At 40.1% G+C, this 22,118-nt stretch carries 20 protein-coding genes; all 20 read right to left on the reverse strand.

Translation table 11 applies throughout. From position 1 onward, the window contains the following. Window positions 1–4: 4 nt before the first annotated feature. Window positions 5–829 carry an ammonia-dependent NAD(+) synthetase gene (gene nadE, locus D7D53_RS05630; protein ID WP_120770392.1) on the reverse strand — a complete coding sequence of 275 codons (825 nt, stop codon included), beginning with the start codon at window positions 827–829 and terminating at the stop codon, window positions 5–7. Beyond that, window positions 826–2,286 (reverse strand): nicotinate phosphoribosyltransferase, encoded by a 1,461-nt coding sequence (locus tag D7D53_RS05635; protein WP_120770393.1) that lies wholly within the window; start codon window positions 2,284–2,286, stop codon window positions 826–828. The genes nadE and D7D53_RS05635 overlap by 4 nt, the downstream gene beginning before the upstream one ends. 115 nt (window positions 2,287–2,401) lie before the next feature. Further along, window positions 2,402–2,890 (reverse strand): DUF6773 family protein, encoded by a 489-nt coding sequence (locus D7D53_RS05640; protein WP_033680009.1) that lies wholly within the window; start codon window positions 2,888–2,890, stop codon window positions 2,402–2,404. Next, on the reverse strand, window positions 2,880–3,089 hold the full coding sequence (locus D7D53_RS05645) for a helix-turn-helix transcriptional regulator (RefSeq protein WP_001107500.1): 210 nt from the start codon (window positions 3,087–3,089) through the stop codon (window positions 2,880–2,882). Before D7D53_RS05645 ends, D7D53_RS05640 begins: the two co-directional genes overlap by 11 nt. A gap of 377 nt (window positions 3,090–3,466) precedes the next feature. Continuing rightward, window positions 3,467–4,195 carry an ABC transporter permease gene (locus D7D53_RS05650; RefSeq protein WP_049552261.1) on the reverse strand — a complete coding sequence of 243 codons (729 nt, stop codon included), beginning with the start codon at window positions 4,193–4,195 and terminating at the stop codon, window positions 3,467–3,469. A gap of 15 nt (window positions 4,196–4,210) precedes the next feature. After that, on the reverse strand, window positions 4,211–5,056 hold the full coding sequence (locus D7D53_RS05655; RefSeq protein ID WP_080978365.1) for an ABC transporter ATP-binding protein: 846 nt from the start codon (window positions 5,054–5,056) through the stop codon (window positions 4,211–4,213). Window positions 5,057–5,235: 179 nt separating this feature from the next. Then, window positions 5,236–5,379, reverse strand: coding sequence for an HAD family hydrolase (locus tag D7D53_RS05660; RefSeq protein ID WP_020902218.1), 144 nt, complete (start codon window positions 5,377–5,379; stop codon window positions 5,236–5,238). 83 nt (window positions 5,380–5,462) lie between these two features. Then, window positions 5,463–5,873 carry a GNAT family N-acetyltransferase gene (locus D7D53_RS05665; RefSeq protein ID WP_080975961.1) on the reverse strand — a complete coding sequence of 137 codons (411 nt, stop codon included), beginning with the start codon at window positions 5,871–5,873 and terminating at the stop codon, window positions 5,463–5,465. Between the two features lie 100 nt (window positions 5,874–5,973). Next, the gene (locus tag D7D53_RS05670) at window positions 5,974–7,338 is read right to left on the reverse strand and encodes an amino acid permease (RefSeq protein WP_049552262.1); all 1,365 of its coding nucleotides are present in this window, start codon (window positions 7,336–7,338) and stop codon (window positions 5,974–5,976) included. 73 nt (window positions 7,339–7,411) lie between these two features. Next, window positions 7,412–7,894: a transcription elongation factor GreA gene (gene greA / locus D7D53_RS05675; protein WP_000818768.1), complete on the reverse strand. Its 483-nt coding sequence runs from the start codon at window positions 7,892–7,894 to the stop codon at window positions 7,412–7,414. 60 nt (window positions 7,895–7,954) lie between these two features. After that, a complete protein-coding gene (mltG, locus tag D7D53_RS05680) occupies window positions 7,955–9,661 on the reverse strand; it encodes an endolytic transglycosylase MltG (RefSeq protein ID WP_120770394.1) in 1,707 nt (568 codons plus the stop codon). Between the two features lie 79 nt (window positions 9,662–9,740). After that, window positions 9,741–10,235, reverse strand: coding sequence for a GNAT family N-acetyltransferase (locus D7D53_RS05685; RefSeq protein WP_120770395.1), 495 nt, complete (start codon window positions 10,233–10,235; stop codon window positions 9,741–9,743). Further along, the gene (locus tag D7D53_RS05690; RefSeq protein WP_120770396.1) at window positions 10,211–10,699 is read right to left on the reverse strand and encodes a GNAT family N-acetyltransferase; all 489 of its coding nucleotides are present in this window, start codon (window positions 10,697–10,699) and stop codon (window positions 10,211–10,213) included. The genes D7D53_RS05685 and D7D53_RS05690 overlap by 25 nt, the downstream gene beginning before the upstream one ends. A 9-nt stretch (window positions 10,700–10,708) precedes the next feature. Then, window positions 10,709–12,043 (reverse strand): UDP-N-acetylmuramate--L-alanine ligase, encoded by a 1,335-nt coding sequence (gene murC / locus D7D53_RS05695; RefSeq protein WP_120770397.1) that lies wholly within the window; start codon window positions 12,041–12,043, stop codon window positions 10,709–10,711. 10 nt (window positions 12,044–12,053) lie between these two features. Beyond that, a complete protein-coding gene (locus D7D53_RS05700) occupies window positions 12,054–12,671 on the reverse strand; it encodes a divisome accessory protein ZapJ (protein ID WP_120770398.1) in 618 nt (205 codons plus the stop codon). Window positions 12,672–12,718: 47 nt separating this feature from the next. After that, window positions 12,719–15,817 (reverse strand): pilus expression-regulating Snf2 family helicase, encoded by a 3,099-nt coding sequence (locus D7D53_RS05705; RefSeq protein ID WP_120770399.1) that lies wholly within the window; start codon window positions 15,815–15,817, stop codon window positions 12,719–12,721. 92 nt (window positions 15,818–15,909) lie between these two features. Next, a complete protein-coding gene (locus D7D53_RS05710) occupies window positions 15,910–17,076 on the reverse strand; it encodes a MalY/PatB family protein (protein WP_120770400.1) in 1,167 nt (388 codons plus the stop codon). A 7-nt stretch (window positions 17,077–17,083) separates the two neighbouring features. Beyond that, complete coding sequence (locus D7D53_RS05715; protein ID WP_120770401.1) at window positions 17,084–18,178, reverse strand: cystathionine gamma-synthase; 1,095 nt, start codon at window positions 18,176–18,178, stop codon at window positions 17,084–17,086. 141 nt (window positions 18,179–18,319) lie between these two features. Further along, window positions 18,320–20,278, reverse strand: coding sequence for a peptide ABC transporter substrate-binding protein (locus D7D53_RS05720; RefSeq protein ID WP_120770402.1), 1,959 nt, complete (start codon window positions 20,276–20,278; stop codon window positions 18,320–18,322). Window positions 20,279–20,482: 204 nt separating this feature from the next. After that, on the reverse strand, window positions 20,483–22,105 hold the full coding sequence (locus tag D7D53_RS05725) for a putative polysaccharide biosynthesis protein (RefSeq protein ID WP_120770403.1): 1,623 nt from the start codon (window positions 22,103–22,105) through the stop codon (window positions 20,483–20,485). Window positions 22,106–22,118 lie beyond the last annotated feature (13 nt).

The following is a 22,118-nucleotide window of genomic DNA, read 5'->3' on the forward strand; positions in this document are numbered from 1 at the left end:
GTTTTCACTCCCAAAAGTCATCAAATACGGTGATTGGTAGGTGGCGTTTGTGTTGGCCTTTGTGCCACCAGTTTTCAATGGTCGCTTGGGCTTCTGAGCTGATTATTTTGCCTTCTAGGTAGTCGTCAATCTCTTCATAAGTGACTCCGAGGGCTACTTCGTCAGCTAGGCCTGGTTTGTCTTCTTCTAGGTCTGCCGTTGGGATTTTTTCATAAAGGGCTGGATTTGCACCAAGTTCCTTCAAGAGTTGTTTTCCTTGACGCTTATTGAGGCGGTAAAGAGGGAGAATATCCGCACCACCGTCACCAAACTTGGTAAAAAAGCCTGTGATATTTTCCGCAGCATGGTCTGTTCCAATGACCGCTCCGCTATGGGAACCAGCAAGGGCATACTGAGCAATCATACGGCAACGAGCCTTGATATTGCCCTTGTTGAAGTCTGAAACAGGGCTTCCTGTCGCTTCAACTGCTGCCGTCATGGCGTCAGCTGATTCCTTGATATTCACCACTAAACTGATATCTGGCTGAATGAAGGCTAGGGCTTTTTGAGCATCTGCTTCATCAGCTTGCACTCCATATGGCAGGCGAACAGCGATAAATTTGTAGCTATCGTCTCCCGTTTCTGATCGCAGCTCTTCCATGGCCAGTTGAGCCAATCGTCCTGCTAAGGTTGAATCTTGTCCTCCAGAAATCCCTAGTACAAAGGTTTTTAGGAAGGGATGTTTTTTCAGGTATCTTTTTAAGAAATCAATAGAACGACGAATTTCTTCCTGGGCATCAATCACTGGTTTGACACCCAGTTGCTGAATAATAGTCTCTTGCAAACTCATTCTTCTTCTCCTTCACCAAGGGCTTCCTTGCGCATCTTATCAATCAAGTCCATCTTATCTTGCCATACATCACGCGCCAAATCCACTGGATAATGCTGCGGATTGAGCACACGCTTGTATTCATCCCAAAGCTTGTCAAATTCCTTACGAGCATAATCCTGAATCTCAGTCAAGCTAGGCAGATTGTAAATCAATTCCCCGTTTTTAAAGATATCCACCAAGAGAGGAACAGTGTCAAAATTACGAACCGTCTTCTTGATGTAGGTATAAGTAGGATGGAACATCTTGATTTCTGTCATGCTGGAAACATCAACACCATCATAGGTTATGTAGTCGCCTTCTGACTTGCCTTTTTCACGACTGGTAATCCGCCACACCTGCTTCTTACCTGGCGTAGACACTTTTTCGGCATTATTTGACAGCTTAATGGTATTGCGCATGTTCCCATTTTCATCTTCGATTGCAACAATCTTATAAACTGCCCCAAGAGCTGGCTGGTCATAGGCTGTAATCAGCTTGGTTCCCACACCCCAGACATCAATCTTGGCCTTTTGCATCTTGAGGTTGAGGATGGTATTTTCATCTAGATCATTAGAAGCATAAATCTTAGCCTCTGTAAATCCAGCCTCGTCCAGTTGCTGACGGACTTTCTTAGAAATGTAGGCAATATCCCCAGAGTCAATCCGCACACCCATAAAGTTAATCTGATCACCCAGCTCACGCGCCACCTGAATGGCAGCTGGCACACCGATACGAAGGGTGTCATAGGTATCCACAAGAAAGACGCAATTTTTGTGGGTCGCAGCGTAAGCCTTGAAAGCCTCATAGTCATTGCCATAAACCTGCACCAAGGCATGGGCATGGGTCCCCAAGACAGGAATGTCAAAGAGTTTACCAGCACGCACATTGCTGGTCCCATTGGCGCCACCAATCACCGCTGCGCGTGTTCCCCAGATAGCCGCATCCATTTCTTGCGCCCGACGTGTTCCAAACTCCATCAAGGGCTCATCTTCTATAACCGAGCGAATACGAGCTGCCTTAGTCGCCACTAAGGTCTGGTAGTTGACGATGTTCAAAAGAGCCGTTTCGACCAACTGACATTGAGCTAGAGGGCCTTCCACCTGCACAATCGGTTCATTAGCAAAAACCAAGTCCCCTTCTTGGGCAGAACGAACAGTCAACTCCAACTTGAAATTGCGGAGATAGTCCAAGAATGCCCCATGATAGCCTAGCGACTCCAAATAGGCAATATCACTATCTGAAAAACGCAGGTCTTCCAGATAATTCACAATTCTTTCTAGACCTGCAAAAACCGCATAGCCATTCTTAAAAGGCTGTTGGCGGAAATAAACCTCAAAGACCGCCTTTTTATTGTGAATTCCTTGGTCAAAGTAAACCTGCATCATGTTGATCTGGTACAAGTCCGTGTGCAATGTCAAACTATCATCTGGATACATACTTTTCCTACTTCCTTAGCTAGAAACACATGAAAATTTTTAAGAACTTTCATGTATTCCAATAAATTAGTACTATTATAACACATTTTGGCTGGATTGAGAAAAGAGTAACAAGCTATTCTCCACTCTCCAGTTCATCCATGTCTTGTTCAAACTTTTTCTGAGCCCATTCGCCATAGCTCTTAAGACCAAGATTGCCAATAAAGACCCAGGGAAGGTAAATAACATAAGTAATTGCCCAAGCAGATAGGTATTTAACGTTCAAAGGATTGTGCTGATAAACTTCTATGTTGAATTGATAATTCTGTAACATCAAAAGAGCCGTAATAGCCAAGGTTAGGAAAAAACAACCCAAAATCGTAAAATGAAAACGACTATAGTAGGTCACTCCCAGATAACGGGCACGATTGAAAAAGAAGAAAATTCCTACTATCAGAGTATAGACTAGAAAATTCGGATTAAAAAGAGATGGAGCCAACACTGCCACCAAATAGCTTAGAAGTACAAGCCCAATAAAGAGTGAAAAAGACTCTGCCCCAGCTTTATTGATTAGTTGTTCTTCTCTTTCGTCAAGTAATTGATAATGAATGAATTTATTTACCATCTTCTTCCTCCCAAAATAGTTGGTCTAGGGTTTTTCCTAAACATCTGCAAATAGACTGGCAAAGCGAGAGACTGGGATTGTATTTCCCTGCCTCTATCAAACCAATAGTCTGGCGCGTCACCCCCACAGCCTCTGCCAATTGACCTTGAGTTAAATCAAGCTCTACCCGAGCTAATTTTAATTTTAAATTTTTAGCCACCTGCGTCCTCCTTATAGTTTTAATACTCATCTACTCTTAAAAAATCCAAAATCAACACAAGCTGTCAGCTATTTATTATAACCTCATTAATTAGCACTCCAATATTATCTTCAGACTAAAATCAGTATGTTGGATTGTTTGAAATAAACTTCCTAGTTTGCTATTTGATTTTTTGTTTAGTATTAGCTTTAGTAGGGTCTTTTAAACGAGTTTTGATTGCTTGTATTCTTATTTAGTTGCTTTCATATCACTATTATATAATGCTTTTGGAAATGAGTCTAGCATAAGACAAAAACGTGTACACAACAAGAGCAGGAGCATAGCAAGATGACTGATTTTTGCTGGATTTTAAGTCTGCAAAATAATACTAAATGAAACTAAAATGAATACTCCTTGCTTTTCTTGAGAGTGAACAAGTACAGTAAAATGATTGTAGTGATTACCACAAGATACTGACTAATAGACATCGTATTTGAAGCTACAAATACAGGTAAAGAATAAAAAGGAAGAAGTTCAATTGCTTTGATAAACAAATCATTACTAGTATTCATCATAATCGTATTTAATATATTAGGGATAAAGAGTAGTAAAGCTACTAAAATACCAAATACCAAGCCACTTTTCAATTTGTATAAATAGAAAATATAAGATAATAGAAAATAAAATAGGACTAACAAAATTGTATTGACTACAATGGATACTATAAAATCTAATCCTAAATCACCTGGAACACCCAATTTACTTACGATGACTAGTAGCACAATGCCATTCAAAGAATAAATAATGGAAACTGAGATGACATATAGAAAATTAGACCAGACGTAAATCATCCGATTTTTCTGTTGATTATAAAATAAACTGATCGTATTGTGGGAAAAATCCCTGCTAATAATTCGATTAGCATGTATAATAGCCATTAACATACCGAGCATAGCATAAAAGTTTGAAATATGCTTAATACCAAGCGATGTCCCTTGAGTCTTTAGAATAAAGAATGTAACCAATATCGGCGGTATAAACGAGATAATCAAACCGAGATATATTACGCCTGATGAATATAAATCTCTTATATTTTCCTTAAGAAAATTCAATTTATTTAATTTCATGATTATAACCTTCCTTTATTTTGAACGATTTAGATAAATATCTTTAAGCGTCTCTTTTTTAGTTTCAAAATCAACTACTTTAATAGAGTTTTCGTTAAAAAATTTAAAAAGCTCACTACTTTGAATATTCCCAGACATAGTAATTCTCAGTCCCTCTTCCTGAACAATATCCCCAAATTCTTGTTTGGTAATAAAAATGTCTTTATCTGTAGCTGATGAAAAAGCTATCTCAAACAAGCAATTATGACTATCTTTTCCTACTTTTTGAAATGTCAAAAGCCCGTTCTCCAAGAAAAGAACCCTCTCACAAATTTCTTCAATATCTTCTAATTTATGACTCGATATTAAAATTCCCACATTTTCATGTAAAGCTAAATTTTTTAGAACCGCTAAAACTATTTGTGATGATTCAATATCTAAACCATTAGTCGGTTCATCTAAAATCAATATATCAGGTTCCGTAACGAGAGTTAGAAGCAAAGCTAATTTTTGTTTTGTACCCAAAGAATAGGTCTTTACTTTTTTATTAATAGACTGAGTCAAATCTAACTCTTGGATCAAACTTCCAAATCTTTCTTGATTGTAGTCAATTCCATATAAATTTGACAAATATTTTAAATTCTCTAAACCTGTTTTAGATAAAAATAATTTTGGTTCTTCGATTAAATACCCAACATTATCACTACTTATAATATTCCCTAAATTCGGTTGATTATTCTGAACAAGAATTTTCATCAATGTACTCTTGCCAACTCCGTTTCTCCCTACTAGACCAACAATTTCACCCTTATTAAGTGCGAAATTTATATCTTTGAGAATGGTTGAATGACCATAATTTTTACTTACATTTATAACTTCCATTTTTTAATTCCTCCATTAATATTCTTGGTTTTCTCTTTGATCATCATTAATTTTAAAAAGTTGCGCCTCTTTTTAACAACATTATATCATATATCTAACTTAATGCAATATATAAATGTCATTTTGTAAATTTTTATTAACAAAAAACCTCTACCACCTAAATGATAGAGAGTTTCTGCCTATTCAATTTTTTTCAAAACATCTACAGCATCGTAGGATTTCACATCTAATGTCTCAGCTGCGATTGTATTGTCCTCCATATCGTCTAGAATGACACAATTTATAGGATTTAACTGGTATTTATCGAGAATCTCCTTAAACATTGCCCATATCCAGTATTATATCCATCAGTCCGCCTCCATACTTATGTGTGAGTCTCTCTTTGTACCATACCTTCATACTCACCTTACAGATTCTTTTGGTAATAATACCTTTGCCCAATGTAGGGATAGTCTTGTAATGTAAAAATTTTCTTGTAGCCATGCCTTTTATAAAAATCAGGAGCTTGAAACTGGTAAGTATTGACAAAAGCAAAACGACAGTTTCGATTCTTAGCTTCAGTTTCTGCTTGCTGCAATAGTTTTGAACCGATTCCTTGCCCTCTGAGTTCCTCTTTTACAAATAAATACTCGATTTCTAGCCAATTTCCAAAAGTCTCTGCTATCAAACCTGCCAGAAGATTGCCCTCTTCATCTTCGACATAAAGATTAAGTGGCTCACTTTCAGCTTCTTCTCGTTTTGAACGGTTATAAACACGAATCAGATTCCCTATTTCTTGTGATTTATGGGATTCCTTATTTTCCAATCTAAAGTACATCTAAACCTCCTCAAATACTGTTACAGCTTGATTATAGTCTTATTTCAATAGACTGTCAAACTAGCAAAAACTCACCAACCTGAGTTGATGAGTTTCAAATCTATTTTCTAAATTTCCACTGGCTATAAATCCCGAAACCGATAATCCAGATAGCTGATCCGATTGCTCCTACAAATGTAGACTCTTGTAAAAAGAGGGTTACGAAGACAAAGGCAAAGAAGAGCATGGTTAAAGGATTTAGGAAACGATAATGGGGCATGAGATAGCCATCCGCCATAAAGTCTGGTGACTTGCGGTATTTAAGGTGAGCCACCATAATCAAGATATAAATGGCAATATAAACACCTGATGATGATGCCGTAATCAAGGCAAAGGCATCTGAAACACCTGGCAAGACATTAATAAAGGCTGCTAGGGCAATCAAGATTGCTGAAGCGATGATGGCATTTTGTGGCACATTGTGGCGAGAAAGAGTATCTGCCTTAATAGCCTTTAAGAATGAATTTGGCGAATCATGAGCAATCTGGTACAAATGACGTCCTGTTGAATAAAGGGTTGAGTTAAGAGCAGATGCTGCTGATGTCAAAACGACGAAGTTAATCAAGGCTGCTGCCCACTTGATACCTGCCAATTCAAATACTGTAACAAAAGGAGAATCAGCAGAAGCAAGCTCACGCCATGGAATGATAGCCATGATGGCTAAGAGGGCACCACCGTAGAAAAAGGCGATACGCAAAGGAATTTCCTTAACGGCTTTTGGCAAGACTTGACGTGGATTTTTGGTTTCAGAAGTTGTTACCCCGATAAACTCAATCATGAGGTAAGCAAAGAAAACCATCTGAAAGGCCATGACAAAGTTCACTCCACCATTAGGGAAGAGGGAGAAATTGTCGGTGATATTGGCCAAACTTGCTACTCCATGTGGTGTCTTAAAGCCTGTCAAGACCATAAAGACTCCTGTGGCAATCATAGCTAAAATAGCCACAATCTTGACCATCGCAAACCAAAACTCAACTTCCCCAAAGAGCTTCACCGCAATCAGATTGACTAAGGCTAGAATGGTCAAAAATCCAATCTCAATCATCCAACTTGGCCAGCTAGGGAACCAAAACTGAACATAGTGAGAGATAGCAGTGATTTCCGCCATACCTATAAAGACAACGGATAGCCAGTAGGACCAAACCGAGAAATAACCCCAGCCCTTACCCAAATGGCGCGTGATAAAGTTGATAAAGGTATGTTGCTCAGGGTCTTGGTAGAGCATTTCCCCAACCGCACGCATCATAAGGAACATGAAAGCCCCAGTAATCATATAAATCAGTACAATGGAAGGACCTGTAAGGCTAATAGAACGACCTGCTCCCAAAAAGAGTCCTGTTCCGATTGTTCCCGCAATGGCCATAACCTGCACGTGACGATTAGTCAGACCACGCTCCATCTTGTTTTTTTTCTTCTTTGAACTCATATAGTCTCCAATTCTTTTTAAACCTAAAAAGGAGCAAAGAAGGATTTTTCCCTCTTTTTACTCCTTTTAATCATTAGGCTGTTTTTTCAACCTTCAAGATTTTTACATCATAGCTACCAACAGGTGTTTCAATTGTTGCTGTATCACCTGTTTTCTTGCCAATCAAGGCTTGTCCAATTGGGCTTTCATTTGAAACTTTACCTGCAAAGGCATCCGCACCCGCTGAACCTACGATAATATAAACTTCTTCTTCGTCCTCACCAATTTCTTGGATAGTGACTGTTTTACCAATCGCTACTTCGTCTTGGGCAACTGAGTCACTATTGACGATTTCAGCATAACGGATTTTTGTTTCCAAGCTAGAGATTTGTCCTTCGACAAAGGCTTGTTCATCCTTAGCTGCTTCGTATTCACTGTTTTCAGAAAGGTCACCGTATGAACGGGCAATCTTAATGCGTTCTACCACTTCTGGACGGCGGACCAATTTCAATTCTTCTAATTCTTTTTCAAGTTTTTCCTTTTCCTCAAGGGTCATAGGATATGTTTTTTCTGCCATTTTTCTCAACTTTCCTTCGATAATATTGAATCTCTATCTGAGATTCTCATGTTTGTAGTCTTAGTTTGAACTACTATTTTGAGTAAGCTTGCTATTGACGTGTTCAGCTACATTACGGTCATGTTCTTCCTGTGTCACTGCGTAATAGACTTTACCATCTGTAACATTAGCTACAAAGTAGAGGTTCTCACTCTTTGTTTGGTTAATGCTTGCTTCAATCGCATCCTGACTTGGACTATCTACTGGGCCAGGCATCAAACCAGGTTTTGTATAAACATTGTATGGTGAATTAATCGATGTATCAATTCCAGCATCATCTGCTAGGCTGATATTTTGACCAAGTTTCCCTTGGGCATACAAGATTGCAATATTGCTTTGAAGTGGCATACCAAGGTTCAAACGATTGTAGAAGACACCTGCAATCAACTTACGGTCTTCAGTCTTAGCCCCTTCTTTTTCAACAAGTGACGCAATTGTTAGCAATTCATTGACAGTCAAGTTTTTAGACTTAATTGCACTGTAGTGCGGAGTCAATGTTTTATCCATAGCTGCCAACATCTCGTCAATCAAGCTTTCAATAGTTGTGCTTTCCTTGATAGAGTAGGTCGCTGGGAAAAGATAACCTTCCAAACGATAACGAGCTCCACTTTCTTTCGTTGGCAAGCTTTCGAGTAGGTTTGGATATTTAGCAACTTCTTGACTGATAAAGTTGTCATCTTGCACTTTAGCCAAGAAAGCTTCCGCTGTCAAAGGTTCTTTAAATTCACCTTGTAATTGGCCTACAGCTTGGGCAATTTGATCAATGGTATATCCTTCTGGAATTGTCAAGTTTGCAAGAGATGGAGCCTGAGGTTCAGGTGTACCACCTTTTTGTAGTTCCTTAATGATGTCCTCTGTACTCATGCTCTTTTGCAAATTGTAATATCCAGCCTTCAGATCTGAATAATTCTTATATTTCGCATAGAAAGCAAAAATCACACCGTGTTTAATCACACCAGAATGCTCAAGAGTCGATCCAATCTCTTGGACATTAGATCCTTCCGGAATTTGAACAGTCACATATTCCTTAGAATTTGCATCAACAGGTAGCAAGGATGACTGAACATACTGATAACCGAAGTAACCACCTGCCGAAATCAGAGCAAGGAAAATCAGTAGTGAAATGAAGAAAGCCTTCAAATGTGATTTTTTCTTCTTAACAGGTTTAACAGTTTCGCGACGACTACGTCTAGGAACTGAATCTAGGCTATCTGTCGATTCAGCTGACTCAGACAACTCATTATCCACTGCAGGAGTACTAACTTCTTCCTGTTGTCTACTTGTTTTATACGACACCGCAACCTTTGTTGGAATCTCGTTAAATTCTTTGTCTTCGTTAAGTTTTACAGGTTCTACTTTTGGTTGAACTGGCTCGAAAATAGGTTCTACTGGTTCAACTACAGATTCAACAACCGTTTCAATTTTAGATTCTGCAGCTTCTTCATTTGCTGCAATTTCATCCGAAATGTCATTTGAGCGTGATGGAACACTAGGAGCATTCTTTAATATTTGATCCACAACAGAAAGAGAATTAGCCATCAACTCTTCTGCTGAAGGTTCATGTTCCTGAGTTGAAGGAACTACTGAATCTTCTTGAGATAAAGGAGTTTCAAAACTTGTAATCTCATTTTCTTGCTCACTTCTATCTTGTTTTTTTACTCTCTCTAAATCACGTAAAATTTGCTCTTTAAAGCTTAATTTTTCGTCTTCTCTTGTTTTTTCACTCAAAAGTTTATCCTCCTTGTTGACAATCCATAATATTATATCTTAAAAACGAAAGAAAAGCAACCTAGCATGCTTTTCTAGCTTATTTTTTAGCTTCCCAGACCATATCATACCAGGTTTCCCCTGCAAAGGTTGACTGAGACTGGCCTTCATTGACAAATCCATGCTTTTCGTAGTAGGCAATGAGATAATTATGACAGGTTAGGTTAATACCTTCTCTTTCGTGTTCAAGAGCCAACTCTTTCAAGGCTGTTAGTAATTTCTGACCAAGTCCAAGGCCCTGTGCCTCCTTGGCAATAGAAAGACAGGTCACAGAGATATAGCCACCAGACTCACGACTGTAATCTTCTATCTCTTCTGTAAAAGACTGATCCTGCAGATGGCGGTGTGGTCCAACCGGCCCTTCGATATACCCCATGATTCTGCCTTCTTTTTCTGCAACCAGAAAAGAGGTCTCAATTTCTCGCAAATGAGCTTCAAAAACCGAGCGAGGAATGGCTTCTTCAATCGAGAAATTTTCTAGTTCAATCTCAACGATACGATCTAAATCTTCTAATCTTGCTTTCCTAATTTCCATTGTGCCTCCAGATAAAAGGGATTAAACCAAATCATACTAAAATCTTGATTAGCTGCATAAAGCGAAGTTGCTTCTTCTTCATCAATAAAACCGTTCATTTCAAAATAGGATAGCAACTCATCAGGACTCTTCAAACGAATAGCTTTGTAATCCAGCTCAACTGCCACCTCTTTCAAGGCAGCAAGAAGAAGCGTGCCCAAGCCCTGTCTCTGATGGTCAGCCTCGATGACTAAAGAATGTACTTCTAGACATTGCGGATTGTGGGACTGAGGGCCACCTAGAACATAGCCCACAATCTGATTTTCATCCCTAGCTAGAAGAAAGGTATCCGCAGACTTACGGATACTTTCTTCTAAAATATGGGAAGTCAGCTGCTTGACAGCTGGAAAAGACGAGGCCTGAAGAGCCTCTATCTCAGCCAAATCAGACTCACTTGCCTGAATGATCTTAATTGGAATTTCCATGTGAATAGCCTATTGAACATTGCTTGTCAAATTAGACAAGAGACGCTCGAATGAGTATTCATAGGTTTGGATGTCTCCTGCACCCATAAAGACATAAACAGCATTATCATGGTCAAGGAGTGGAGAAACATTTTCAACAGTGATAACTTGGTGTTTCTTGTTGATTTTATTGGCTAGGTCTTCTACCTTAACATCACCATGATCCACTTCACGAGCTGATCCATAGATTTGCGCTAGGTAAACAGCATCCGCCTGGTTCAAAGCATGGGCAAATTCGTCCAACAAGGCAATGGTTCTTGTAAAAGTATGGGGTTGGAAGACTGCTACTATTTCCTTGCTTGGGTATTTCTGACGAGCCGCATCCAAGGTCGCAATAATTTCTGTTGGATGGTGGGCAAAGTCATCGATAATCACCGTATCATTGACAATTTTCTCAGTGAAACGACGCTTAACACCGGCAAATGTTTTCAAGTGTTCACGCACCAAGTTCAAATCAAATCCTGCTGTGTAAAGAAGACCAATAACGGCTGTCGCATTCATGATATTGTGACGACCAAAGGTTGGAATGTGGAATTGACCCAACTCTTGTCCACGGAAGTGAACTGTGAAGGTTGAACCAGTTGTTGAACGAAGGAGATCGCTAGCTACAAAGTCATTACCGTCTGCTTCAAAACCATAATAATAAATTGGTGCATCAGACGTAATTTTGCGTAACTCAGCATCTTCACCGTAGATAAACAAACCTTTGGTAATTTGTTTAGCATAGTCGTTAAAGGCATTGAAAACATCCTCTAGACTTGTGAAATAGTCTGGATGGTCAAAGTCAATATTGGTAATAATAGAGTATTCTGGGTGGTATGGCATGAAGTGACGCTCATATTCGTCAGATTCAAAAACAAAATATTTGGCATTGGCTGAACCACGGCCTGTCCCATCTCCAATCAAGAAGCTAGTATCTGTGATATGAGACAAGACATGAGACAACATACCTGTCGTTGAAGTTTTTCCATGCGCTCCAGCTACTCCCATGCTGACAAAGTCACGCATAAAGCTACCTAGGAACTCATGGTAACGTTTGTAGCTAATGCCATTTTGGTCCGCATAGGCAATTTCGACGTTGTTATCTGGACGAAAGGCATTTCCAGCGATAATTTCCATATCACCGTCTAGATTCTTTTCATCAAAAGGAAGAATGGTAATTCCTGCCTGCTCAAGACCACGTTGAGTAAAGTAGTACTTTTCAACATCTGAACCCTGTACCTTATGCCCCATTTGGTGCAACATCAAGGCCAAGGCACTCATCCCTGATCCCTTAATTCCGATAAAATGATATGTCTTTGACATGTTTTCTCCCCTATTCCGTAATTCTAGTCAGATTCAACTCTTGGGCAACCTGACGTTCTTGTTCTTTTTGTTTATTCTTTTTATTATAAATTTGGCTCTTCTTCAGAAAATCATAGTTGTTTTTCTTTGGGCCTGAAGTTTCTTTTGGCTCAGCTTGAATCGAAATATTGCTCACTTCTTCCGCCAAGATGTAATGAGACTGGGTCAATTTTTGGCTATATTTGACAAATTCACCAGGATTTTCCTTTTGGAAAGGCGCTGTCGGTTGATTGCCCTGTCTAATCAAACGTTGCTGAGAAGGGCGCCTTGTAGGAGTAATATCCTTAGTCAGATAGCTTGCTGAGCGTTTCTTTTTCAAATCCGCACGCGCTTCTTCACGCGCCACCTCCGCATAGCTCTTTCCTTCTTTTTTAACTCCTAAACCAGCCTTCTTAGGTTTCTCTACTGGCTTTTCAATCGGTTTGACTGGTTTTTCTTCAGTAATAGGGGCCCACTCCAGATAATTCCTATCACGGTATTCTCCCTTGATATTACTGATAAAGTCAGATTCATCATAGAGGTCCATAACCGGCATCTCAGTCAGCATGACCTCATCATCTGAGACCAATGGAAATCGTTCTTCTCTCATTTTCTATTTCCTTTCAACACTTCATTATAGCGTATTGTCTTGATTTTTCAAGTGCTGGCTTCAGAAATTCCCAAAATTTCTCTAATTTCTGCTAGGGTCAGACTGCCACGTGACTCTGTGCCGTCCAATACTTGTGACACCAGATGTTTCTTTTGTTCTTGGAGTTCCTGAATTTTTTCTTCAATGGTTCCCCTGGTCACTAAGCGATAAACCTCAACCGTTTCTTCCTGACCCATCCGATGGGCACGGCCAATAGCTTGCGCTTCCACCGCAGGATTCCACCAAAGGTCAACCAAGATAACAGTATCAGCACCTGTCAGGTTCAGACCAACACCACCAGCCTTAAGGGAAATCAGAAAGGCATCTCTCTCCCCTTGGTTAAAAGCCTTGGTCATGTCTTGTCTTTCCTTGGCTGGGGTTGACCCCGTAATTTTAAAGGAAGTCAAGCCCAAGTCTGGCAGTTCTTGTTCAATTTTTTCCAACATTCCCTTGAACTGCGAGAAAATCAAGACACGGTGTCCACCGTCTGCCACCTGTACCAGCAGGTCTCGTAGACTATCCAGTTTACCACTGGCTCCCTGATAATCTTCCATAAAGAGAGCAGGGGTGTCACAGATTTGACGCAAGCGCATCAAACCAGACAAGATTTCCACTCGACTTCGTTGGAATTCTTGGTCTGACACTTGAGCCAGACGGTCCCGCATTTGTTGTAACTGGGCTAGGTAAATAGCCTTTTGCTGGTCTTCCAGTTCATTTTTATAAACTACTTCAATTAAATCTGGCAATTCAGTCAGAACTTCTTCTTTCTTGCGCCGCATCACGAAAGGTTTGATAAACTGAGCAACGCGCTCAGCTGGTAATTTCATAAATTCTTTCTTGCTTGGCAAAAGTCCTGGCATGACGATTTGGAAAATAGACCACAACTCACCCAGATGGTTTTCAATAGGAGTTCCTGACAAGGCAAAAACTGACGGCACCACAAATTGTCTCAAAGTCTGGGCAATCTTGGTCTGGGCGTTTTTCATGACCTGAGCCTCATCTAAGAAAAGGAAGTCAAAGGCTATCCCCTGATAAAGATCACTGTCCTGACGGAAGGTGGCATAACTCGTCACAAAGATTTGATGGCTCTCAGCAAGAATCTCTTCACGACTAGCTTTCAATCCATGAACAACAGCCACATCCAACTGTGGAGCAAATTTCTGAAACTCATCTGCCCAGTTGTAAATCAAACCTGACGGAGCTAAAATCAAAACCCGACTTTCTTTTGTCACTTGACTGGTCAAAAAAGCAATAGTCTGCAGGGTTTTACCAAGTCCCATATCATCAGCCAAAATCCCACCAAAACCATAATGATAGAGCATTTGCAACCAGCCGATTCCCTTTTCCTGATAATCTCGCAAGTCAGCCTGAACTTGAGTTGTTTGTCGAGGGAAGTCCTCTGGATGTGTCAAGTCGTGGGCCAGATTCTGGAATTCTTGTGAAAAAGAAACACGGTCACGTCCTTCAAAGAGATGAGCTAAACTATAAGCCATGGATTTTCGTGCCTGCAAGGCACCATCTTTTAATTCAAATTGCCCTAGTTCCTGTAGATTTTGGCGAATTTTCTTGGTTTCGTCATCGAAAAAGTAGACTTGATTGGACGAATCAATGTAAAAATCTTGGTTGGCAACCAAGGCCTGCATGGCTTGGTCAATTTCCTCTTGGGCAATATCTTGAAAATCAAACTGGATTTCCAAGAGACCTCCCTTAGAAGCAATCTGCACTTGAGGACTCGCTAGGCTATAAAGTTCTTCTAGCTTGTCTGATAGGTCAACATGCCCGAGTTTTTCAAATATTGGAATGATTTCATGGAAGAAATGATAGACAGACTCCGCTTTTAAGGCCTGACGCCAAGATTGAAAATCTGCTTCAAAGCCCGCAGCCAGACAAACTTGGAAAATTTTTTCTTCTAAGTTAGCATCACTCGAAAATGGCAATTCTTCCAGCTCTTGTCGGCTAGAGACCTGGCTGTCTCCATAATCAAACTGAATTTCTAGACGAATCCGGTTATCCTCTTCCCTGTCAAAGTAAAAATAGGGAGCAAAAGTTTTGATTTGTAAGCGTTCTGGAGCTGAAATAGTGCCCATCTGGCTAAAAAGAGTTAAACAAGAAGCCAATTTATCGCGGTCACTGCTATCAAATTGCAGATATTTCTTTCCATGTTGATCCACAGACAGCGCTTTGATTTCCTTGAGAAGACGCATCTGCTGGTCTGTTAGAAAATAAACCTGTCCTTTATGGAATAGCACAGCTCCCTGATAAAAGACATTGACCCTAGGGCTCTCGCTGATTTCCATTTCAAAATAGTCAGAGTATTCTGTTACTGTAAAGGCAAATAGATTGGCATCCGCATTCATATCCTGAAAGAGCAGTGTTTGGTAGCTATCCACTTGATGGTCAAATTGAAAATGGGGCAGAGTCATCAGTAAATTCACACCCTGCTCAAAAAAGGTCAGAGGGAAAAAAAGGTGTCGGCCTTGATTTTGGAAAAAGAGGTCTGGAGTCAGTCCTTCCTCCACTAGTCCCCGCAAGAAAGTCAGAAGCTCTTGGCTGGTTTCATCAAAGGCTTCCAAAGACAGAGACTCCTCATAAGTTTTACCAATCATATAAGGTTTTCTCTGCTCGACAACCCTTAAAAAGAGTGGAATGTCCCGAATGACATAGTATTTTTGGCTATTGATTTGCCCGATTCTAAGGGTCCACAAGATATGATTGGTTCCTGCTTCCACTTGCCCCACAGCCGATAATTCATAGGCACGTTCTGCTTTTGGAGGCAAGATTCGGTCCAAAAATTTGCCACCCAAGGTTACCTTGGTTTCAACGGCCTCTTTTTCTTCATGACCATCTTCCAGACTTTGCAAAATTTCCTGACCACTCTCATCATTTTTCAGAAAATGCTCCAGCGCCGCCAAGTGCACACAGTAGCCCCTCTTTTGGAAAAAATCGCAGGCACAAAAAACCAAATCATCCTCTAAACTATAGCGCAGTTCTTCCTCTGCAACGCGAGCGTAGAGCCGATTGTTCTTTTCCTTGATGATGTCAACTTTACCAGTTTCATAAAGGGCAACGCCTTCGATACGGACTTTCCCCGGAATCAATTTAGCCATATTTCTACCTTTACCTTATCTTTTTATTATACCATATTTTCCTCTATGAAAATAGCCTCCTAGGAAGACTTTTCTCCTAGAAGGCTGGATTATTAAAGTTTGGCAAAAGTCGCCACAATCCGCTGACAAACTTCTTGCAACAGAGTTTTAGGCATGGCTACATTGAGGCGGGCATGAAGACTTCCTTCCTCTCCAAAATCCAAACCACGGTTAAGGATAACCTTAGCTTCATTTCTCAACAGCTCTTGCAATCTTTCATCAGTCAGGTCATAGGCTGAAAAATCAAGCCAAATCAAGTAGGTTCCTTGCGGTTTCATAACCTTGATTTTAGTCTCTTTACCAAATAAATCCACCACATAATTGATGTGGTCTTCAAAGACTTGCTTGAGTTCCTCTAGCCAATCCTTCCCATATCTATAGGCAGCTTCTGTCGCCAAATAACCCAAGCCTGAAATTTCATGCTGATTATTGGCCAACTGGCGTTTCTGGTAAGCCAGTCTCAACTTAGGATTTTCAATGATTGCATAGGAATTTTTTGTTCCTGCAATATTAAAGGTTTTAGTGGCACTACTCAAGACAATCGCAAAATCTTTGAAGGCAGGATTAATGGTATTGAAAGAATGGTGTCTGTGACCAAAAAGGGCCAAATCTTGGTGAATCTCGTCCGAAACTAATAAAACACCATGTTTCTGGCAGAGTTGGCCAATCTTCTCCAAGACTTCTTTTTCCCACACACGTCCACCAGGATTGTGAGGGTTGCAAAGAATATAGAGTTTGACCTCTTCTTCCACCAAATCCTTTTCAAGTTGATCAAAGTCAATCTCAAACAGACCATCCTTTTCCACTAAAGAATTGGTAATCAATCTACGATTATTCAACTTGACACTGCGAGCAAAAGGTGGGTAGACAGGTGTGTTAATCAGAACCGCTTCGCCTTCTTTTGTGAAAGCTTGAATAGCTGTTGAGATAGCTGGAACCACACCCTCGATAAAGACAAGAGCCTCTTTGTCAAAGTGGTAACCGTGTTGTGTGGCTTCCCACTTTTGAACTTCCTTAATTAACTCTTCACTGGCATAGGTATAGCCATAAACCAGTTGATCAGCGTAAGTTTGCACAGCTTGGCGGATTTCAGGCAAGACTACAAAGTCCATATCCGCTATCCAAGCTGGTAGGACTTCACTATCCATTTCTGCTTCTTTCCATTTATAAGTATGGTGCCCTAAACGATTGGGCAGGCTTGTAAAATCATATTTTCCCATCTTTGTCTTATCCTTCTAATGCTTGGCGCAAATCTGCAATCAAATCTCTAGCATCTTCAATCCCAATTGACAAGCGCAAGAGGTCATCTGTCAAACCATAAGAATGGCGTACTTCTGCTGGAATATCAGCGTGGGTTTGAGTCGTTGGATAAGTAATGAGACTTTCCACCCCACCTAAACTTTCCGCAAAGGAGAAGACTTTTAGGCTGTTCAAGATATGCGGAATGCGTGTTTCATCCGCTACTTTAAAGGAAATCATACCTCCACGCCCAGTGTAGAGAACTTCCTTGACTGCTGGAGAGTCCTTCAAAAAGGCAACCACTTCTTGGGCATTGGCTGTTGAGCGCTCCATACGAAGAGACAAGGTCTTGAGACCACGAATCAATTGATAACTATCAAACGGAGACAAGACTGCCCCTGTCGTATTGAGATTGTAAAAGAGTTTCTCGTATAGTTCTAAACTACTGGTCACAACCACTCCAGCCAAGACATCATTGTGACCTGCTAGATACTTGGTTGCTGAATGGAGAACGATATCTGCTCCATCTTCAATCGGACGTTGGTAGATAGGGCTGTAGAAGGTATTGTCTACCACCACTTTGGCACCCTTAGCATGAGCCAATTTGGCTAGTTTTTCGATATCAAATTCCAACATCAAGGGATTGGTTGGGGTTTCGATATAGAGAACATCCACGTCCTTTTCTAACTCGGCAATCAACTCTTCTTCTGTATTGGCATAGGTAAAATGGAAACGGCCTTCCTGCTCCACTTGGTTGAACCAGCGGAAAGAACCACCGTAAAGGTCACGGACAGCCAAGACCTTACTTCCTACTGGGAAGACACTAAAGGCCAGTACAATAGCTGACATCCCTGAGCTAGTCGCTAGGGCATAGTCTGCGGACTCAATAGCCGCCAAGACTTCTTCCGCCTTACTGCGAGTTGGGTTTTTGGTGCGCGTATAGTCAAATCCAGTAGACTGACCAAACTCTGGGTGCTGATAAGTCGTCGAAAAATGAATCGGTGTCACCAAAGCTCCTGTCGCTTCATCTGACTTGATACCCGCCTGGGCCAAAATTGTGTTAATGTGTAATTCCTTGCTCATACAATACCTCCAAATCTATAGTAACTATTGTACCACTTATTTTCATCAACTCATTTTCTTCTTTTCAAGAGCTAGTTATAGTTTCAAACTATATAAAAAACGACAGCTTCTTTCGAAACCATCGTTTTTCTTGAAAAATCCTTATTTGACGTGTTTTGCCAATTCTTCTTGGGCTTTTTTATTGGATTCTTCTTTTTCTTTCAGCCATTTTTCTTTGGCTTTTTCATATTCTTCTTTTGTGACTGTCTTATCTTGTACTTTGAGGTATTTATATGATTCAATACCTTTATTACCAGCTAATGAATATGGTTCTGAGAAAGGAACTGTCTTTCTCAATACTGGTGTTCCACCCTTAGACACATTTGGAATTGCTAAAGCGCTATCTACCAACCACGCTTGGATATCAGCATACTTTTCATAGCGTTTTGCAAGATCTTGTTCCTTATTGGCTTCTTCCAACATTTGAGTGTAGACATCTAGTCCAACAGCCTTGGCCTTGTCATTGGCTTCACCTGGCTCTAAACCTAGATTTTGCATCAGACCACCAGAATTAACATTAAAGACATCAAGATAGGTTGAAGGATCTTGGTAATCAGGACCCCAACCACCGTTGTAAAGATCATAATCCTTCTGAGCTGCTGTCTGAGCCAAATAGCTTGTATTATCATAATCTTCAGTAGTGAGTTGTTGAATATCAATTACGACATTTTCTGCACCTAAAGCTGCCTCAATAGATTGCTTCATAGAGTTTGCCTCTTGGACACCCTTTTTAGCAGCTTGGTCAACTGTCATGTCCAGGTGGATAGGGAATTGAACTCCTTTGGCTTGGAGTTCTTTCTTAGCTTCAGCAAATTTGGCTTTGGCTTTTTCAGCATTGTAGTATGGATCTTGGGCATCCGCAAAGTTGATTCCTTGCCATTCCTTACCATAATTGACCATCTTAGAGGCTACTACTTCACCAAAGTCTTTTCCGTTGATACTTACAAAGTTTGGAGGAACAACCAAGTTACGCAAAATCTTAGTTGCACCATCTTCTCCTTGAGATTGAGCCCCGTAAGCTGTACGATCATATGCAAAGTTGATGGCTTGACGGAAGTTTTTGTTAAGAACCGCTTCTTGAGTCGATTTCTTCTCAGCATCACTTGTTTTTGAAGTGAATTTATAAGATTTTCTATCTAGGTTAAAGTTTAAGAAGTAAGAAGTAGCATCTTGCAAGCTATAGATGATATTGTCCTTATTCTTTTCTTTAATTCCTTCAAAACTTGAACTATTTGGATAAAGACGAGCATAGCTATAAGCACCTTCTACAAAGTTACGAGCCAGTGCATCTTGGTCACTACCATCATAATAGGCCAATTTCACATCATCTACAAAGACATTTTTAGCATCCCAGTAGTTAGGATTTTTCTTGAATTCGATGACAGATTTTGAAACAAAGGATTTCATCAAGAAAGGTCCATTGTACAAAATGCTAGATGGGTCTACCTTCCCAAAATCATCCCCTTTTGATTTCAAGAAATCTGCATTGACAGGGAAGAGAATAGTTGACGTTGTTTTTGAGTTCCAGTAAGATTCTGGTCGTGTCAAGGTATATTGAACCGTTTGGTCATCAAGAGCCTTGACTCCGACAGTTGAAAAGTCTGTTGTTTTACCAGTGATATAGTCATCCAAACCAGCGACGGATTCTTGTACTAAGTACAAGGCTTCTGATTTTTTATCAGCTGCATATTTCAAACCAGTTACAAAATCTTGGGCAGTTACAGGAGCATATTCATCTCCATCTGCAGTATACCATTTAGCATCTTTACGCAGTTTGTAGGTATAGGTCAAACCGTCCTTAGAAACACTCCAATCCTCTGCCAAGGATGGAATATAGTTCCCATACTGGTCATTTTCCATGAGCCCATCTACCAAATTAACCACGATATCATTAGTTGTTGCACGGTTTTCTGCTAGATAATTCAAACTAGACGGATCACTAACATAAACATAGTTATATGTTTTTGACGCTGTGCTGGAATTTCCACACGCGCTTAATAAAATACCTGCACTTAATACGACACCTGCAAGCGTTGCATACTTGGCTTTAGACTTTTTCATCTTCAGAACCTCCTGATTTAAATATTTGTCTTATTATACAACTTGAGTTTTATTTAGTCAATAGATTTTTAAGTAAAATTTAAGAAAAATTAAATTACCATCTACAAACTTTAGCTATTATTCTACAAATTAATAAAAAAGAGAATAAATTGAACATTTTATGATAGAAATGTTCAATTTATCCCTTTTATTTATAAATATTTTTTAAGTTAACTTTAATTTGATTCGTAAGCGATCTGCTTGAGCTTTTCCAATAACCTTATCCAATAAACGGGTACGGAGGCTCATAATTCCATAAACTCCTCCACCCATGGCACCGACAAGAGTTACATATAGAAAACTCCACAAACGCCCACTTGGTTGGAAGACAAATCCCAGTATCCACTGGATAGCACCTACACCGATGAACATAACAAAAGTCAACAAACTGATTAAAATCGTTCTCCTAAATACCACATTACCTCTCATTCCTGTTACCCTACATAGTTCACGATAAATGAATAGAATAGGGATGATAAGAGCGATTGATGTTGAAATCAAAGGACCATAACTGTGAAAAAGATAAATTGTTGGTAATTGCAAGACTAGCTTAGCAACCGAACCATAGAAAAAGTAACGGATTGCTTTACGATTATGGAACATAGCCTGAAGCATTGGTGACAAAACCATATATACACCCAAAATGGTTGACTGCAAGACTGCAAAGATAAACAAACCTAATGCCAAACCATCTGGCTTCCCGTAAAATATGGTATAAATAGGTTCACCGACCATGACCACTCCCACAGTTGCAGGAAAAAGAAACAATAGAAGCATCGTTAGATTATCTTGAATCAATTTAGAGGCAGACCTCAAATCACCTTTCACATAGTTTTCAGTCAAAAGTGGCAAACCGACACTCCCAATCGAAACCCCAACAGAAATCAAAATCATAGTGATTTTATTAGGATTGGCAGAGAAATAAGAAAACATGACAACCAAGTCTTCATTACTATAGTTGGTAAACCAGCTCATACTATTGATAAAGGTCATCTGGTCCAAAATCTGGAAAAGCTGGATAGCAGACCCTGTCAGGATAAAAGGAATGGCTTCCTTAATGGTGTCGACCAAAAGACGCTTGCTGTTTATCTTATCTCCTGTTTCAAGGACTCTTTTAAGTAATCCTTCTTTAGCAAGGAAATAGATCAAAACTGCAAAACTAGCTACCATGCCGACAAAGGCAGCAAAGGTGGATTGGGTAACCGCTGCTAGATAATCTCCTGAGCCCATTTTCATAATCATAAAGGTAGCTAAGAGCATCCAGATAACACGAATGACCTGCTCAGCGATTTGGCTCATGGCATAAGGTTTCAGGTTATTCATCCCTTGGAAGAAACCTCGAATCACACTCATAGATGGGAAAATCAAGACCGCCCAAGCCAAGCTCTGCATGATTGGGATTAAGTCTTTGCCCACGCCAGATAAGTCTGCTAGCCAAGGAGCAAAGACATACAAGACTAGTGCAAAAACAAGACCTAGTCCTGTCATAAATCCTAAAAAGCTCCGAATCAGGGCAAAGCTATGCTCTTCTTCTCGCATGGTATTGTACTTGGCCACTTGCTTGGCCACCGCAACTGGAATACCCGCTGTTGAAACCAGCAAGAACCAGGCATAGATATTGTAGCCCATGGTAAAGAGACCATTTGCTGTAGCCGCATAAGACCCCATCCATATATACCAAGGGATGATATAAATGGCACCGAGTAGACGACTGATAAAGTTACTAGCCGTTAGCCAAGCAGTCCCCCGTAACATCTGGGCCTGCTGGTGATTGTTTTCGTTAGACATAGATTCCTCGTTT

This window comes from Streptococcus gwangjuense, assembly GCF_003627155.1.
In the GTDB taxonomy this organism is placed as follows: Bacteria; Bacillota; Bacilli; order Lactobacillales; family Streptococcaceae; genus Streptococcus; species Streptococcus gwangjuensis.